The sequence below is a fragment of the Streptomyces sp. NPDC002896 genome, assembly GCF_040295225.1.
In the GTDB taxonomy this organism is placed as follows: domain Bacteria; phylum Actinomycetota; class Actinomycetes; order Streptomycetales; family Streptomycetaceae; genus Streptomyces.
In genome coordinates, this window is the sequence record NZ_JBEOVA010000022.1 from 19,535 (window position 1) to 35,322 (window position 15,788).

The 15,788-nt window shown below is 72.3% G+C and carries 14 protein-coding genes; 6 read left to right on the forward strand and 8 right to left on the reverse strand.

The annotated features are described in order from the left end of the window. The first annotated feature begins 309 nt into the window (after positions 1 to 309). The gene (locus ABT009_RS32115) at positions 310 to 1,332 is read left to right on the forward strand and encodes a SigB/SigF/SigG family RNA polymerase sigma factor (RefSeq protein ID WP_351302893.1); all 1,023 of its coding nucleotides are present in this window, start codon (positions 310 to 312) and stop codon (positions 1,330 to 1,332) included. Here the strand turns inward: ABT009_RS32115 and ABT009_RS32120 are convergent. Together ABT009_RS32120 and ABT009_RS32125 are read right to left on the reverse strand one after the other, a co-directional pair. Further along, positions 1,289 to 1,768 carry an ATP-binding protein gene (locus ABT009_RS32120; RefSeq protein ID WP_351302896.1) on the reverse strand — a complete coding sequence of 160 codons (480 nt, stop codon included), beginning with the start codon at positions 1,766 to 1,768 and terminating at the stop codon, positions 1,289 to 1,291. The two genes, ABT009_RS32115 and ABT009_RS32120, sit on opposite strands and share 44 nt — an antisense overlap. A gap of 82 nt (positions 1,769 to 1,850) precedes the next feature. Beyond that, positions 1,851 to 2,150 (reverse strand): STAS domain-containing protein, encoded by a 300-nt coding sequence (locus ABT009_RS32125; RefSeq protein WP_351302898.1) that lies wholly within the window; start codon positions 2,148 to 2,150, stop codon positions 1,851 to 1,853. Between the two features lie 291 nt (positions 2,151 to 2,441). Between ABT009_RS32125 and ABT009_RS32130 the strand changes: the two genes are divergently transcribed. From ABT009_RS32130 to ABT009_RS32145, 4 genes are read left to right on the forward strand one after another with little or no spacing between them, the layout of a single operon-like run. After that, on the forward strand, positions 2,442 to 2,612 hold the full coding sequence (locus ABT009_RS32130) for a DUF5670 family protein (protein WP_351302901.1): 171 nt from the start codon (positions 2,442 to 2,444) through the stop codon (positions 2,610 to 2,612). A 10-nt stretch (positions 2,613 to 2,622) separates the two neighbouring features. Next, on the forward strand, positions 2,623 to 4,155 hold the full coding sequence (locus tag ABT009_RS32135) for an FAD-dependent oxidoreductase (protein WP_351302904.1): 1,533 nt from the start codon (positions 2,623 to 2,625) through the stop codon (positions 4,153 to 4,155). 11 nt (positions 4,156 to 4,166) lie between these two features. Further along, positions 4,167 to 4,640: a hypothetical protein gene (locus ABT009_RS32140; RefSeq protein ID WP_351302907.1), complete on the forward strand. Its 474-nt coding sequence runs from the start codon at positions 4,167 to 4,169 to the stop codon at positions 4,638 to 4,640. After that, a complete protein-coding gene (locus ABT009_RS32145; protein ID WP_351302910.1) occupies positions 4,637 to 5,812 on the forward strand; it encodes a zinc-dependent alcohol dehydrogenase in 1,176 nt (391 codons plus the stop codon). Before ABT009_RS32140 ends, ABT009_RS32145 begins: the two co-directional genes overlap by 4 nt. Here the strand turns inward: ABT009_RS32145 and ABT009_RS32150 are convergent. The 3 genes from ABT009_RS32150 to ABT009_RS32160 all read right to left on the reverse strand — a co-directional run bounded on the left by ABT009_RS32150 (position 5,730) and on the right by ABT009_RS32160 (position 9,914). Next, on the reverse strand, positions 5,730 to 7,070 hold the full coding sequence (locus ABT009_RS32150; RefSeq protein ID WP_351303163.1) for a glycosyltransferase 87 family protein: 1,341 nt from the start codon (positions 7,068 to 7,070) through the stop codon (positions 5,730 to 5,732). The two genes, ABT009_RS32145 and ABT009_RS32150, sit on opposite strands and share 83 nt — an antisense overlap. A gap of 53 nt (positions 7,071 to 7,123) precedes the next feature. Further along, a complete protein-coding gene (gene mptB, locus ABT009_RS32155; protein ID WP_351303165.1) occupies positions 7,124 to 8,551 on the reverse strand; it encodes a polyprenol phosphomannose-dependent alpha 1,6 mannosyltransferase MptB in 1,428 nt (475 codons plus the stop codon). 139 nt (positions 8,552 to 8,690) lie between these two features. Continuing rightward, on the reverse strand, positions 8,691 to 9,914 hold the full coding sequence (locus tag ABT009_RS32160) for a cytochrome P450 (protein ID WP_351302913.1): 1,224 nt from the start codon (positions 9,912 to 9,914) through the stop codon (positions 8,691 to 8,693). 162 nt (positions 9,915 to 10,076) lie between these two features. Here ABT009_RS32160 and ABT009_RS32165 point away from each other — a divergent pair, with 162 nt between their 5' ends. Next, positions 10,077 to 10,523 (forward strand): SRPBCC family protein, encoded by a 447-nt coding sequence (locus ABT009_RS32165; protein WP_351302916.1) that lies wholly within the window; start codon positions 10,077 to 10,079, stop codon positions 10,521 to 10,523. Between the two features lie 36 nt (positions 10,524 to 10,559). On the opposite strand, the gene ABT009_RS32170 is transcribed toward ABT009_RS32165, so the two are convergent. From ABT009_RS32170 to ABT009_RS32180, 3 genes are all read right to left on the reverse strand, one after another. Beyond that, on the reverse strand, positions 10,560 to 11,795 hold the full coding sequence (locus ABT009_RS32170; protein WP_351302919.1) for a glycoside hydrolase family 6 protein: 1,236 nt from the start codon (positions 11,793 to 11,795) through the stop codon (positions 10,560 to 10,562). 178 nt (positions 11,796 to 11,973) lie between these two features. Further along, positions 11,974 to 13,167 carry an XdhC family protein gene (locus ABT009_RS32175; RefSeq protein ID WP_351302922.1) on the reverse strand — a complete coding sequence of 398 codons (1,194 nt, stop codon included), beginning with the start codon at positions 13,165 to 13,167 and terminating at the stop codon, positions 11,974 to 11,976. Positions 13,168 to 13,360: 193 nt separating this feature from the next. Further along, positions 13,361 to 15,787, reverse strand: coding sequence for a xanthine dehydrogenase family protein molybdopterin-binding subunit (locus tag ABT009_RS32180; RefSeq protein WP_351302924.1), 2,427 nt, complete (start codon positions 15,785 to 15,787; stop codon positions 13,361 to 13,363). Position 15,788 lies beyond the last annotated feature (1 nt).

Sequence of the window (15,788 nt, forward strand, 5' to 3'; positions counted from 1 at the left end):
CCGGGCCAGGGGGCCCTCTCGCCGGGCGGGCGAGGGGCGGCCATGTCCCCACTGTCGCACGTGACCGTCGCACGTGGCGTGGCGCCCGGGTGCCCTGCCGGAAGGCGCCACGGTACGCGCCTCCCGCTCAGGCCCGCCGGACGGCGCACGCGCCGTCCACGACGAGCGGTGGCGGCAGTGAGCCGTCAGACTTGAAATATCCCTAAATGGAACAAATGCACCAAACCGCACCAAGCGGTAAAGTGCCGTGCGGGGAACCCGACGGTCCGCCTCAGCGGGCAGCGCCCGCCATCCGTCGAAGGAGCGCCCATGTCCCCGCTCACTCGCCCCGTCCGCACTCGCCATACAGACCCCCCTGCCGAGGCCCCGCCCGCGGCGCCTTCGGCGGCCGCGCGCGCGGCCCTGTCCGGTCTGCCGGAGATACCGGACCTGAGGACCATCGGCGTGATGGACGCGAGGGCCCTTTCGTCCTCGCTCTTCAAGCGGCTCCGGACGTTGGAGGAGGGCACACCCGAGTACTCGTACGTGCGCAACACCCTCGTCGAACTGAACCTCAGCCTGGTGAAGTACGCGGCGACCCGGTTCCGCAACCGCCGGGAGTCCATGGAGGACATCGTCCAGGTCGGGACGATCGGCCTGATCAAGGCCATAGACCGCTTCGACGTACAGCGCGAGGTCGAGTTCCGGTCCTTCGCGCTGCCCACGATCGTCGGCGAGATCAAGCGTTTCTTCCGCGACACCAGCTGGGCGGTCCGGGTGCCGCGCCGCCTGCAGGAGCTCAGGATCGACATCGCCAAGGCGGTCGACACGCTGGAGCAGCAGCTGGGGCGCGCACCCACGGCGGCGGAGCTGGCCGAGGGCCTGGGCATCAGCGAGGACGAACTCGAGGAGGGCCGCCAGGCCGCGAACGTCTATGCGGCGCGCTCGCTCGACGCCCCGGTGGAGAACGACGAACCCCGCAGCAGGGCCACCCACCAACTGGGCGAGGAGGACCCGGCGCTCGACGTCGTCGAATGCCTCGAATCGCTGAAGCCGCTGATAGCCACACTCCCCGAGCGCGACCGCCTCATCCTGTCCCTGCGGTTCTGCGACGAGCTCACGCAGTCGGAGATCGGCGCCCGCCTGGGCATCTCCCAGATGCACGTCTCGCGGCTGCTGGCCCGCACCCTGGACGTACTGCGGACGGGCCTGCTGGAGGACCCGGAACCCGCCCCCGAGCCGAGTCCCGAACCGGCCGCCGAAGGCGATGAGCCCGGCTCCGGCGGAGACCACCGCGAGGCAGCGGCCGCTACCGCGCCCCCGGCACCCGCGACGGAGTCCGCGAAACGCTGAGCGGCGGCGCCACCTCGATCCACACGGCCTTGCCGGCTCCCCGCCGCGTGGACCCCCAGGTGCGCGCCAGCCGCTCCACCACCACGAGTCCGTTGCCGCCGGGCTGCCCCGCGGGCCCCCGGGGGCGCGGTCGCGGCGGGACGGGGCTGGCGTCGGTGACCTCGATGCGCAGCCGTTCCGGGGTGCAGTTCAGCATCAGCTCCTGGGGCCCTCCGGCGTGCAGGCAGGCGTTGGTGACCAGCTCGGACACGAGGAGCAGGACGTCGTCGACCACGGCCTGGCCGTCCTCGTCCCCGGCAGGGAGCCACCGCCAGTCCAGGAGGCACTCGCGGCAGAAGTCCCGGCACCGGCCGACCACGCCCCTGGTCCCGTACAGGGCGAGCCGCCGGGTCTGCCCCTGCGTGGGGAGTCCGTCGATCATGGCGCGCTCCGTCATAGCTGCGCTCCGTCACTCCTGCCTGCGCTCGTCACTCGCCGAGGTCCTTCGCTCGCCGGGCTCCGTCGCCCGCCAGGCCCCGTCACTCCTGCGGTCGGCCGATCAGTGCCTCGTCGACGCTGCCGTACAGCCGGAAGACAGTCTCGGCTCCGGTGATGTGGAACATGCGGGCCACCGGCGGCCGAAGGGCTGCGAGCTCCAGTCCGACACCGACGACCTGTGCATCGAGCCGCCCGTGCAGCAGGACGTTCAACCCTGTGGAGTCGCAGAACGTCAGGTCCTTGCAGTCCACCACGATGCGCGTGGCGGCCGTGCTCAGGCCCTCCGTCAGAGCGTCGCGCAGTGCGGCGGCCGAGTCGTGGTCGAGCTCACCACCCAGCACCAGGACCAGTACGCGTCGCCCTTGACCCTGACATCGACGGTGAAGCGTGCGCCGCCGGTCACTCCACCCTCCGGCTTCCCGTCAACTCCGGCATCATGCAGACTCTCCTCGTTTTGTCGGAGATCCAGTGAATGACCCTGCCCAGCGGCTTATGCCGCCCTCCGGTCAGGGCGGAAACCCGGACCAGAACGCCAGTATGGGCATCGCGGCCCGTCAAAGACCCGATCAAGAATGCAACGCCAGCAGTAAAGCGGGATTTTTCGGGCAACCGGACTGTCAGGAGGTGCTGACATGATCCCGCTGCTCTTGGTGCTCCTGGTGATCCTGATCCTCTTCGGAGCCGGCTTCGCCCTGGACGTCCTCTGGTGGATCGCACTGGTCCTGCTGATCGTGTGGATCATCGGATTCTTCACGACCCGTGCGGGCCCGGGAGGCGGACGGACGCGCTGGTACCGGTGGTAGGCGGGCACCCATGGCCACGACTGCTGCCCTCCCCGGCGTCTACGAGTCGTACTGGATGGCCTCGGCCGCCTTCCCCACCCGTCCTCCGCTCACCGAGGACACGGAGGCGGACGTGGCCGTGGTCGGGGCCGGCATCGCCGGACTCTGCACGGCCTGGGAACTCGCCCGCAAGGGGCGGAGCGTGGTGGTCCTGGAGGCGTCCCGCGTCGCCGCGGGGGTCACCGGCCATACGACGGCGAAACTGACGGCGCTGCACACCCTGATGTACGACCGCCTGCGCCATTCCCGCGGCCAGGACGCCGCGCGTCTGTACGCGCGTTCGCAGTCCGACGCGATCGAGCACGCCGTTGCGGTCGCCGACGAACTCGGCGCGGACTGCGACATCGAGCGGGTCCCCGCGTTCACGTACTGCCAGGACCCCGAGCGGCTGGACGGGATACGGGCCGAGGCGGACGCCGCCCGCAAGGCGGGCCTCGAGGCCTCCTTCGTCACCGAGACGGGCCTGCCGTACCCGGTCGCGGGCGCGGTCAGGGTCGAGGACCAGGCGCAGTTCCATCCCCGCAAGTACCTGCTCGCGCTGGAGAGGGATCTCGAGGCACACGGCGGGAGGATCTACGAAGGCACCCGCGTCCTGGGCCTCGACGAGGGCGCGCCGTGCGTGCTCGGGACCGAGTCGGGGGCCAAGGTCACCGCCTGGGACGTCGTCGTCGCCACGCACTACCCCGTCTTCGACCGGGCGTTGCTCTTCGGCCGCCTCTCGGTCCATCGGGACCTCGTCGTCGCCGGGCCGCTGGCGCCCGAGCGGGACCCCGGCGGCATGTACATCACGCAGGAGGAGAACACGCGTTCAGTACGCACCGCACCGCACGGGGACGGGCAGCGGCTGCTGATCGTCACGGGCGAGCTCGCCCGGCCCGGGACGGGCGACACGGACCTGCGGTTCCGGAGCCTGGCCGACTGGACGCAGGAGCGTTTCCCCGGTGTGGAGATCACCCACCGCTGGGCAGCGCAGGACACCGATCCCACGGACACCGTGGCGCTGGTCGGCCCCCTGCATCCCGGCGCCGCGCACGTGTACGTGGCGACGGGGTTCGGCGGGTGGGGCATGAGCGGCGGCATCATGGCCAGCCGGCTCCTTGCGGACCTCATCACCGGCGAACGGCCCCCGTGGGCGGGCCTGTACGACCCGCGCCGCATGCTGAGCCTGCTGCGCGAGGCGCCGGCCTTCGTCCGGCACCAGCTGGAGACCGGCCGCCACTTCATCGGCGACCGGCTGCAGGCGGTGTCCATCGAGTCCGTCGACGACATCGCCCCGGGCAGCGGCGCCGTGGTGCAGCACGGCGGGCGGCGCAGCGCGGTGTACCGCGACGAGGACGGCGCCCTGCACGCCGTGTCCGCGCGGTGCACGCACCTCGGTTGCCTCGTCGGCTTCAACTCCGCGGAACGGTCCTGGGACTGCCCCTGCCACGGTTCCCGTTTCGGTGTCGACGGCGAGGTGCTCCAGGGACCCGCGAACCGCCCGCTCGACAGACGCGACGTATGAGGAGGAGGGACATGCGCATACGCACAGCGGCATGGGGCGCAGCGGCTGCCGGAGCGGTCGTCGGCACCGCCGCCGTCCTACGCAACCTGGGCGACGGGACCGGCAACGAGGACCAGGAACACGGCCGGTGGCACGTCATCACGGTCGGCGTGCCCCGCCCCGAGCTGATGCCCGAGGGCGTTCTCCCGCCGCCCCTCGACCGCCTCGGCGACGGCGTGGAGGTCCGGACCGCCGACGCACCGGGCGGGCGCGGGACGGAGATCGCGGCCCGCGGCCTGGCCCTGCCGGGAGCGGGCCAGAGTCTGCGGCGCATCCTGGGCACCTCCACGGACCAGCGCATTCGCCGGGCCCTGCGGGAGTTCAAGCAGTTCACCGAGACGGGCGAGGTGCTGCGCGTGGCGGGCCAGCCGGAGGGACACCACAAGCCGGGCGGGCTGCTGGTGGCCGTGGGCGACCGGCGCGCCACGAAGGAGGGGTTGCTGTGAAGGCGCTCTGCTGGACCGGCGTCGGCGAACTGGCGGTGGAGACCGTGCCCGACCCGGCCCTCCTCAACGACCAGGACGCGATCGTGCGCGTCACCGCGAGCTCGGTGTGCGGGTCCGATCTGCACCTGCTCAATGGTTATGTGCCGGCGATGCGTGCCGGCGACATCATCGGGCACGAGTTCGTCGGCGAGATCGCCGAGGTCGGGGCCGCGGTGCGCAGGCACAAGCCCGGGGACCGGGTCGTCGTCTGCTCCATCCTCGGCTGCGGCCGCTGCTGGCAGTGCCGCCGCGACAACTGGTCGCTGTGCGAGAACTCCAACCCCAACCCGGCGTACACGGAGACGCTGTACGGCCAGCCGACCGCCGGGATCCTCGGCTACTCGCACGCCATGGGCGGCTTTGCGGGCAGCCACGCCGAGTACGTCCGCGTGCCGTTCGCCGACTACGGTGCCTTCCCGGTGCCGAACCGGCTCTCCGACGAGGAGGCGGTGTTCGCCTCGGACGCGGTGCCCACCGGCTGGATGGGCGCGGACCAGGGCGGCGTCAAGGAGGGCGACGTCGTGGCGGTGTGGGGCGCGGGCGGCGTGGGGCAGATGGCGGCGCGCTCCTCGTATCTCCTGGGTGCCGAACGCGTGGCGGTCATCGACCGGGTGCCCGAGCGGCTGAAGCTGGCGGCGAGCCACTGCGGCGCGGCGACGATCGACTACTCCGAGACCGACGTGGACGCCGCACTGCGCGAGTTCACGGGCGGCCGCGGTCCCGACGTCTGCATCGAGGCCGTGGGGATGGAGGCGCACGGCACCGGCCCGCACTACGCGTACGACCGTGCCAAGCAGGCGCTGCGGGCGCAGACGGACCGCTCGGTCGCCCTGCGCGAGGCCATCCATGCCTGCCGCAAGGGCGGAACCGTCTCGATCCTCGGCGTCTTCGGCGGCGTGCTCGACAAGTTCCCGCTCGGAGCCGCGATGAACAAGGGCCTGACCCTGCGCATGGGCCAGCAGCACGGCCAGCGCTACATCCCGATGCTCCTTGAACGCATGGCCGCCAACGAGATCGAGACCGGCTACCTGGCCACGCACCCGATGCCGCTCACGGAGGGGCCGCGCGGCTACCAGATGTTCGAGGAGAAGACGGACGGCTGCCTGCGGGCGGTGTTCCTTCCGCAGCGGTGAACTCGAGGTCGTTCCGGGCGGCTTGGCGGTCGTGTCCGCTCCCACCGTCGCGTCCGTCCCGGCCGTCGGCCCTCCCGCGCACCGGAAGCCAGACCAGCAGCCCCAGCGTGATCCACACATACGTGTTGCTGCCGAGGAAGCCGTCGACGCCGGACGCGTCGTCGTACCAGAGCCATACGACGCTGCTGCACAGCACCACGTACACCGTGCCCGCCGTGGCGAGGAGCCGTCGGCGGGCACGGGTGCCGGGCGCGTGCCGCAGTCCCGCGTCGGCGAGGACCGCGAGGGACGGAAGCAGCCAGACGAGGTGGTGCACCCAGGTGATCGGGCTGATCAGGCAGGCGGCGAGGCCGGTGAGAGCGAAGGCGGCCATGGTGTCGCCGCCCGCGACCGCGCGGTACGCGCGCCGGGCCCATACGCACAGGACCGCCACCGCGGCCAACGCCCAGACGACGCGGTCCGGTTCGGCGGGTGCGGCGAACCGGGCGAGGACGCCCTGCAGCGACTGGTTGGACACGTAGGCGAGCTGCCCGATGCGGTCGGTGTCGCGCACGGCCTCGGTCCAGTAGAAGCGGGAGGCGTCGGGCGCGACCCACGCGGCGAGCGCCGTCGCACCGGCGGCGACGGCCGTCGCGACGGCGGCGGCACGGGGCCGCCGCGCAACCACCAGCAGGCCGATGAACAGCGCGGGCGTGAGCTTGACGGCCGCCGCGAGACCGATGCCGACCCCCGCCCACCGCGCCCATCGCGCGCGCCCGCCGGACCCGCGCGACCCGCTGGTCAACAGCCAGGCGTCACCCAGCACGAGAGCCAGCAGCAGCAGATTGACCTGCCCGAAGCTGAACGTGTCCCGCACCGGCTCGAGCAGCGCCACCAGGCACGCCAGAACCGCGAACCCGAACCACCCGTAGCCCCCGTGCCGCCGCAGGACGGGCCCCGCCAGAACGTAGAGCACGGCCAGGGCCGCGGCGATGTTGAGCAGCAGCCCGACGGCGATGGCGGTACGCAGGCCGAGCAGCGCCATGGGCAGCATGGTGACGGCCGCAAACGGCGGATAGGTGAAGCCGTACGTGCTGCCGGGGAGCCGGTAGTCGTAGATATCTCCGCCGTGGTGGACCCACTCGCCGACCGTGCCGTAGTAGACGCGCAGATCGAACCAGTCGCGGTGCAGGGGCACAGTGGCGAGGAAGACGCCGGCGGCGGCGGCGAGCACGAGCACCAGCAGGCGGCGCCCGGCCGCCGTACGCGGCGCACGCAGGATGAGACCGCCCTGTCCGCGCACCCGCCCATGGGTGTCCTGTCCGCGCGTGCTCATACCGACGGTTCCGGTTCACGATGCCCGGGCAGTCCGGTCGGCTGCCGTGCGGACTGGTGGACCTGCCAGAGGACGACCACCGCGAGCGCGCCCCCGGACACGGCAAGCGCCAACTGCTGTGTGTCGATGGGTCCGCCGCTCGGCAGCGCCACCAGTGCCAGCACGCCGCTGACGGCGGCCACCCGGCGCCGTACCGAACTGCTCGGCGCGGCCGCGGCGATGAGGAACAGCCCCCACAGGACGTACCAGGGCCGGATCGCCGGTCCGAGGACGGCGATGGCGGCCAGACTGAGCCCGACGGCATAGACGGGGGCGATCCGCGGTCGGCGCAGCCATATGACGAGCAGGGCCACCAGCGTCGCAGCGATGCCGATCCCGTGCCAGGCCGGCGCGGCGAGGGGTGCGAGGTCGCTGCCGGCGTGGTGCAGGAGATCGCCGGTGAGGCGGCCGAGGACGCTGGTGAGGGCCCAGTTCTGCGGCGAGACGGGGGTTTTCAGCGCCCCGATCCAGCCGTATCCCGTACCGGCGACGGCCGTTGCGGCGACCGTGGTCGCGAGCGCGGCCGCCGCGGTCGTCAGCGCGGCCCGCAGCACCCGGTGCCGCCCGGTGCGGCCGCGCACGCGCAGGGCGACGACGGCGAGCAGGCCGAGCGCCGCGGGCGCCTTGACCAGGGCGGCGAGCGTCACGAGTACGGCGCCCAGGATGGGCCACCGCCCGCTCGCGGCGACGAGCCCGACGCCGAGCAGTCCCAGCATGACCGCGTCGTTGTGGGCCCCGGCCACCAGATGCAGCAGTACGAGAGGGTTGAGCGCGCCGAGCCACAGTGCGGCGGCCGGGTCGGTGCCGCAGTGCCGGGCCAGCCTGGGCAGCGCGGCCGCCATCAGCGCCACCCCCAGCAGAGCGACGAACCGCATGCCCATCACCCCGGCGGGCACCTCGGCGCGGGTGAGGGCGGCCGTGACCTTGGCCAGGCCGAGGAAGACCGGGCCGTAGGGCGCCCCGGTGTGCCGCCAGATGGGCGCCACCTCGGACACCAGCGGCCCGCCGAGCCGGGCGGGCCCGTACGCGTACACATCGATGTGCGCGTCCACCATCGCGCCCTGCGCGAGATAGCTGTACACGTCCCGGCTGAACAGGGGCGGCGCAAGCACGAGCGGAGCGGCCCACAGGGCGAGCACCAGCAGCAGCGAGCGGGGGCCCGGCGGCTCGGCGCCGCGTATCTCACGCCCCATCAGCGCCCATGCGGCGATCAGCAGGACGACGCCGAAGTACACGCCGACCAGCCCCAGCGCCGCGCCGGCCGCCGACAGCGACAGCTCATCACGGACCGGCAGCGCCCCGGCCGTCTTGCCGCCGGCCGCGAGGGCCGTGGAACCGATCAGTCCCAGCAACCGGCAACGGCGGAAGTCGACGGAGGAGGGCAGGAGCGGCACCCGGGCAGCCTGGCAACGGCGGGTGACCAAGAGGCGGCGGGCACCTCTCGGGTCGGAGGCCGCGAGGTGTCCGGCGCCTTAAGGAGACGGGAACCGTCCGCGGGGATCGCCGGACCACCCGCGAGGAGCATCACCAGACCAGGTGCAGGGCTTCCGGGGAGCGGTGGATCATCGTCGGCCGCATGGTGACCGGCCGCTCCTCGGCGAGCCTCAGGTCCGGGAAACGGCGGGTGAACTGCTCCAGCGTGATCCGCACCTGCTCCTGGGCGAGTTGGGATCCCGGGCAGGCGTGCGCGCCGAGACCGAACGCGAGATGGCGGCCGGGTGTGCGGGTGATGTCGAAGACATCGGGGCGTGCGTGCCGCAGCACGTCGCGGTTGGCGGAGCCGAAGGCGACGAACAGGGAGGTACCGGCGGGCAGTTTCGTCCCCGCGAGAGTGAGCGGCCGCGTCGTGACCCGGCGGAAGCCCTGCAGCGCGGTGTCGTACCTGGCGGCCTCCTCGACGGCGGCCGGTATGCGCTCGGGCTCCGCACACAGCAGCCGCCACTGGTCCGGGTGCCGCATCAGGTGCAGTAACGCGGTGCCGATGAGGGCGGTGGTGGTGAGATGCCCGGCGAGAAGGAAGTTCTGCAGATGGGCCACGAGCGCGTGGCGCTGGTCGAGGGAGAGCTCGCCGGGACGCGCGTCGGGTGCCACGGACACTACGAGCTCGGAGGCCACGTCCTGCCGCAGGTGGGCGTGGCGGTCACGCAGAAAGGCGTCCAGCTTGTGCTGCATGGCGACCACGTCGCGAGCGGCGGCGACCTGTTCGCCCTCCGGAAGTGGCCGGAAGAGCAGCTCCTCCGCGCGGTACCCGCCGTGCACCACCGCCGGTACGTCGTCGGGGTCCAGGCCGACGATCCGGCCGATCACATCCCCGGGCAGCCGCTGCGCGTACGCCGTCATCAGCTCGACGTGCCCGTCCTTGGCGAAGCCGTCGACGAGGGCGGCGGCGCGCTCGGCGGCGTACGGCAGCACGGCCTCGACCCGAGCGGGCGACAGGCCCCGCACGATGGGCGCCCGCAACTGCCGGTGCAGGTCCCCGTCCGCGGTGACGACGACGGGGCGGCCGCCGAAACCCCCGCCCAGCACGGCGAGCGCGGCGGGGGACGGCATGATGTCGGGGCGCAGCGCGTTGGCCGACGAGAAGTCGTCCGGCCGTCGCAGCACCTCGCGCACGTCCTCGTCCCGCGAGACGAGCCAGGAGTCGAGCTCGGCGACGTACGTGAGCCCCTCCGCCCGCCTCGCCCGCTCGTATCCCGGATAGGGATCGCGCTGCAACACGTCGAGGCTCTCGTGCAGTTGACGGTCCACGGCTGTCCCTCCGGGTGCGAATACCAGTACGGGTGCGACCGGACCGGGCCATCCTGCCGGGGTGGCGTCGCGGCCGGAAGGCGGTATCCGGCCGCCGACGGGCACGCCGGGCGGCGCCCCGAGCCGCCCGGCGCCCCCAGCGCCGCCGCCTACGATCACGCAATGGCCCTCATCCGCATCGAACGGGTTACGCCCCATTCCCCCGCCGAGGCATGGCACCGCCTCACCGACTGGAAACGCCATGCGGACGTGGTGCCGATGACCCGCGTCACCGTCACCACACCACCGCCCACCCGCGAGGGCACCCTCTTCGTGGCCCGCACCGGCATCGGACCGGCCGCGTTCGACGACCCGATGGAGGTGACGCTCTGGCAGCCTCCGGACCCCGCGGCCCCCGACCGGCCCGCCCGCTGCCGCCTGGAGAAGCGCGGCACGTTCGTCACCGGCTGGGCCGAGTTCGAGGTCCACCCGAGCGGGGCGGGTTCCCGGGTCGTATGGCTCGAGGAACTACGGGTGCGATGGCTGCCACCGTTCTTCGACCCGCCGCTGACCGCGTCCGCGCGCCTGCTGTTCGGCCGGGCGGCGGACGGCTTGCTGCGGCGCCCCTGATCACCGAGGGCGGACAAAGGGGCCGTAGGGCCGAAATCACTCCTCCGTCAGCAGCGGCGGATTAGCGAACCGCACCAGTTCCAGGGCCTGTTCGGGGAACCAGTCCCCCGCGTGCGGGTCGACCATCCCGCGCTCCGGGTCCTCCGGGCCCACCGTCCCGCGCAGGCACAGGCCGTCCGACTCGCCGGGGATCTTGATCCACAGCCGGGCGTCCTGGAGTGGGTCGCCGGTGCGCAGCGTCGGGCGGGCGCCGAGGCCCCGGTCGGGCGGGTTGCACCAGTCCTGCGGGTCGGTGTACTTGCCGGCGGGCGGGGTCCAGGGGCCCTGGCCGTTGCGGCTGGAGTCGGTGACGAAGTGCTTCATACGGGCGGCGGGCGTGTCCACGTTCTCGTCGAACCACGCCTCGGCGTCCGCGCGCGACCACCACTGGTTGGGGCACTCGGCGCTGTCGCCACCCTCCGCGACATGGGCGAGGCAGGACGAGATCAGCTTGCCGTACCAGGAGTTGACGTCGTCGGTGTTGTAGTTGGAGGCGTTGGTGAAGAACCCGGTGGCACGCGTGACCCCGCCCTTGACCAGGCGCGGCACGATGGAGTTCACCGAGTGCCAGCCCGGATGTCCCGTGTCCAGGTACACCCGGGTGCCGGACAGCGGCTCCAGCTTGTCGACCGCGTAGTTGACCTCCGCGTACCGGGCGGCGGTCAGGGTGCCCTCCGCGTCGTCCTGGCCGCAGTCGGCGGGCAGCAGGGCCAGCGAGTCCGGTTCGAGGACCACGATGGCGTCGCGGTGGCCGATGCCGCGTGCGACCGCGTCGATCCACGCCTTGTACTCGGCGGTGTTCGCGGCTCCGCCCGCCGAGTAGTTGGAGCAGTCACGTCCGGGGACGTTGTAGAGCGCGAACACGGGGGTGGCGTCGTCGCGGTCGGCGTCGCGCACGATGTCGCGGGCGAGCCCCTCCACCTCGGCCGGGCTCTGGTCTCCGTACCAGACCGCCTGCGGCGTGGTGGCCATCGCCACGATGCCCGCCGCCTCGCGGTCCCGGCCGGCCCGGACGAGGTCGAGGGCCTGGCTGTAGGCGTCGGGGTTGGCGTCCGGTACGTAGAGGCGGGGGCCGCGGGATTCGGTTGCGGACGCCGATTCCGCCACCGTGGAGGCCGGTTCGGCGGCTGCGGCCGGTGCGGCGGCGACCGGTCCGGTCAACAAGGAGGCCAGGACTACCGACAGGGCGGCAAGGCCGGCCGGGACGCATCTCGTACGTCTGATGGGTCTCATGGGCTTCACTCCTGGTTCGCAACGGGTCACGAGGGACTTATGGGAGCGCTCCCACTTGAGGGTCGATGAGGGTCATGCGCACGTCAATAGGCGTGCATCAACAGACGTGCGCCAGCACGGCGCGTGTGCACCGAAACACCTGTGGGAGAAGGGGGTTCGCCGCCCTCCGCGAGGGACCCTACCGACGGCTCAGGCGACCGAACCGATCCTCCCCCAGTGCCTTAAGGGCCTGGGCGGTACCCCCAGCCGCCACCTGTGGCCCGTCGTGGTGAATCGGCGTGTGCGCCCCGGTCAGCGAAACCCCGCTGCCGCCGCGCCTGTTGGCGACGATCTCCGAGGCGATGGACAGGGCGGTCTCCTCGGGCGTACGCGCGCCGAGATCCAGCCCGATGGGCGAGCGCAGACGGGCGAGCTCGATCTCGGTGACGCCGACCTCGCGCAGACGTTCGTTGCGGTCGAGGTGCGTACGCCGCGAGCCCATCGCCCCGACGTACGCGACCGGGAGGCGCAGGGCCAGTTGCAGCAGCGGGACGTCGAACTTCGCGTCATGGGTCAGTACGCACAGCACCGTACGGCCGTCGACCTGCGTCGAATCCAGGTACGTGTGGGGCCATTCGACGACGACCTCGTCGGCCTCTGGGAAACGGGCCGGAGTGGCGAAGACGGGCCGGGCGTCGCACACGGTCACCCGATAGCCCAGGAACTTGCCGATACGGACCAGCGCCGACGCGAAGTCGATGGCGCCGAACACGATCATCCGGGGCGGCGGCACGGATGACTCGACGAGCAGGGTGAGCGGTGCTCCGCAGCGAGAGCCCTGCTCTCCGATCTCCAGCGTGCCGGTACGGCCTGCGTCGAGGAAGGCGCGCGCCTCTTCGGCCGCGGTGCGGTTCAGCTCGGGGTGCCCGCCGAGCCCTCCCTCGTACGAGCCGTCTGCCCGTACGAGCAGGGCGCGGCCGAGGAGTTCGGCGGGTCCGGATGCGATCCGCGCGAGCGCCGCAGCCTCCCCTCCCGCAGCTGCGGACAGCGCGGCCGCGAACACCTCCCGGGCGGGAGAGTCCGCGCGTACCGGGGTGACGAGGATGTCGATGACGCCGCCGCAGGTCAGGCCTACGGCGAAGGCGTCGTCGTCGCTGTATCCGAAGCGCTCGAGGACGGTCTCGCCGTCCTCGAGCGCCTGTCGGCACAGCTCGTACACCGCGCCCTCCACACAGCCGCCGGAGACCGAGCCGATCGCCGTGCCGTCGGCGTCCACGGCGAGCGCGGCGCCCGGGTGGCGGGGGGCGCTGCCGCCGACGGCCACCACGGTGGCTACGGCGAAGTCGCGCCCCTGCGCGACCCAGCGGCTCAGCTCGTCGGCGATGTCCAGCAACTCGGCCTCCTTGGCAGCGGCGTTGCGTTGTGGGCAGGCTGCGTGACCCGCCGTCGGGGTGCCGCTGCGCCCACCCTCCCCCATTGCCTTAAGGGCATGGGAGGTACCCCCATCGCCCCAGCGGCACGATTGCCCGCAGCGGGAGCGGCGCGGCCGCCCACAGGCGTTGCACCGCCGCCCCGCGGCGGCGCGCCTACGCCATCCCCGTCAGATGCTCCGGCCGCACCGGCGTCCGGTCGAGCGCCAGCCCCGTCGCGGCGCGGATCGCCGCGAGAACCGCCGGCGTCGAGGACAGCGTCGGCGCCTCGCCAACGCCCCGCAGCCCGTAAGGCGCGTGGTCGTCGGCGAGTTCGAGCACGTCGACGGGGATGGTCGGCGTGTCGAGGATCGTGGGGATCAGGTAGTCCGTGAAGGAGGGGTTCCTGACCTTCGCGGTCCTCGGGTCGACCAGGATCTCCTCCATGACCGCCATGCCCAGGCCCTGGGTGGTGCCGCCCTGGATCTGGCCGACGACGGACAGCGGGTTGAGGGCCTTGCCCACGTCCTGGGCGCAGGCCAGCTCGATGACCTTGACCAGCCCCAGCTCCGTATCGACCTCGACAACGGCCCGGTGCGCGGCGAACGAGTACTGGACGTGCCCGTTGCCCTGCCCGGTACGCAGGTCGAACGGCTCGGTCGGCCGGTGTCGCCAGACCTCCTCGACCTCGACGGCCTCGTCCTCCAGCACGTCCGCCAGGTCGGCCAGCGCCTCGCCCCCGTCGGTGACGACCTTGCCGCCCTCCAGCAGGAGTTCGGCGGTGGCCCAGGCCGGGTGGTACGACCCGAACTTGCGGCGGCCGATCTCCAGGACCTTCTCACGGACGAGCTCGCAGGCGTTCTTGACGGCGCCTCCGGTGACGTACGTCTGACGGGACGCGGACGTCGAACCGGCGCTGCCCACCTGCGTGTCCGCCGGTTGGATCGTCACCTGGGTGACACCCAGCTCGGTGCGGGCGATCTGCGCGTGGACGGTGACACCGCCCTGCCCGACCTCGGCCATCGCCGTGTGGACGACCGCCACGGCCTCGCCGCCCACCACCTCCATGCGCACCCGAGCGGTGGAGTAGTCGTCGAAGCCCTCGGAGAAGCCGATGTTCTTGATGCCGACCGCGTAGCCGACGCCCCGTACGACGCCTTCGCCGTGTGTCGTGTTGGACAGGCCGCCGGGCAGCTGACGCACGTCGGCGCCCTCGGTGGTCTCCCACTGGCGCTCGGGCGGGAGAGGCATCGCCTTGACGCGGCGCAGGAGTTCGGCGACCGGGGCCGGCGAGTCGACGCGCTGCCCAGTCGGCATGACGGACCCCTGCTCCATGGCGTTCAGCTGCCGGAACTCCACCGGGTCCATGCCCAGCTTCGCGGCCAGCTTGTCCATCTGCGCCTCGTAGGCGAAGCACGCCTGGACCGCGCCGAAGCCGCGCATGGCGCCACAGGGCGGGTTGTTGGTGTAGAGGGCGATGGTCTCGATGTCGACGTTGTCGATGACGTACGGGCCGGCTCCCAGCGAGGCCGCGTTGCCGACGACGGCCGGGGACGAGGAGGCGTAGGCGCCGCCGTCCAGGACGATGCGCGCCTTGATGTGGGTCAGCTTGCCGTCGCGTGTGGCCCCGTGCTCGTAGTAGAGCCTGGCCGGGTGGCGGTGGACGTGCCCGAAGAAGGACTCGAACCGGTTGTAGACGATCTTCACCGGCTTGCCCGTGCGCAGCGCCAGCAGGCACGCGTGGATCTGCATCGACAGGTCCTCGCGGCCGCCGAACGCGCCGCCGACTCCGGCCAGCGTCATGCGGACCTTGTCCTCGGGCAGGCCGAGGACGGGTGCGATCTGGCGGAGGTCGGCGTGCAGCCACTGGGTGGCGATGTAGAGGTCGACGCCGCCGTCCTCGGCGGGGACGGCAAGGCCCGACTCGGGGCCGAGGAACGCCTGGTCCTGCATCCCGAAGACGTACTCGCCCTCCACGATCACATCGGCTCGCCCGCGGGCCGCCTCCACGTCGCCGCGCACGATCGGCTGGCGGTGGACGATGTTGGGGTGCGGGGCGTGGGGGGGGATGGGGGTCCCCCCTGCACCGGAGCTTGTCGGAGGTGCTTGGGGGAGGTCGTCGCGCTCCGGATGGAGCAACGGCGCGTCCGGGGCGGTCGCGGAGGCTTCGTCGGTGACGACGGGCAGCTCGCGATACTCGACCTTGATCTTGGCCGCGGCGCGACGTGCCGTCTCCGGATGGTCGGCGGCGACGATCGCGACCGGCTCGCCATGGTGGCGTACGCGGCCGTTGGCGAGTACAGGGGTGTCCTGGATCTCCAGGCCGTAGTTCCGCACGTCCGTGGGCAGGTCGTCGTACGTCATGACGGCGTACACGCCGGGCTGGGCGAGCGCCTCGCTCGTGTCGATCGACACGATCTCGGCGTGCGCGACGGTGGAGCGCAGGATGTGGCCCCACAACATGTCCTCGTGCCACATGTCGGACGAGTACGCGAACTCGCCGGTGACCTTGAGGGTGCCGTCCGGGCGGAGCGTGGACTCGCCGATGCCGCCGCTGGTCCGGGAGCCCTGCGTGATGTTGGTGGGCGTACCGGTGGTTCCCATG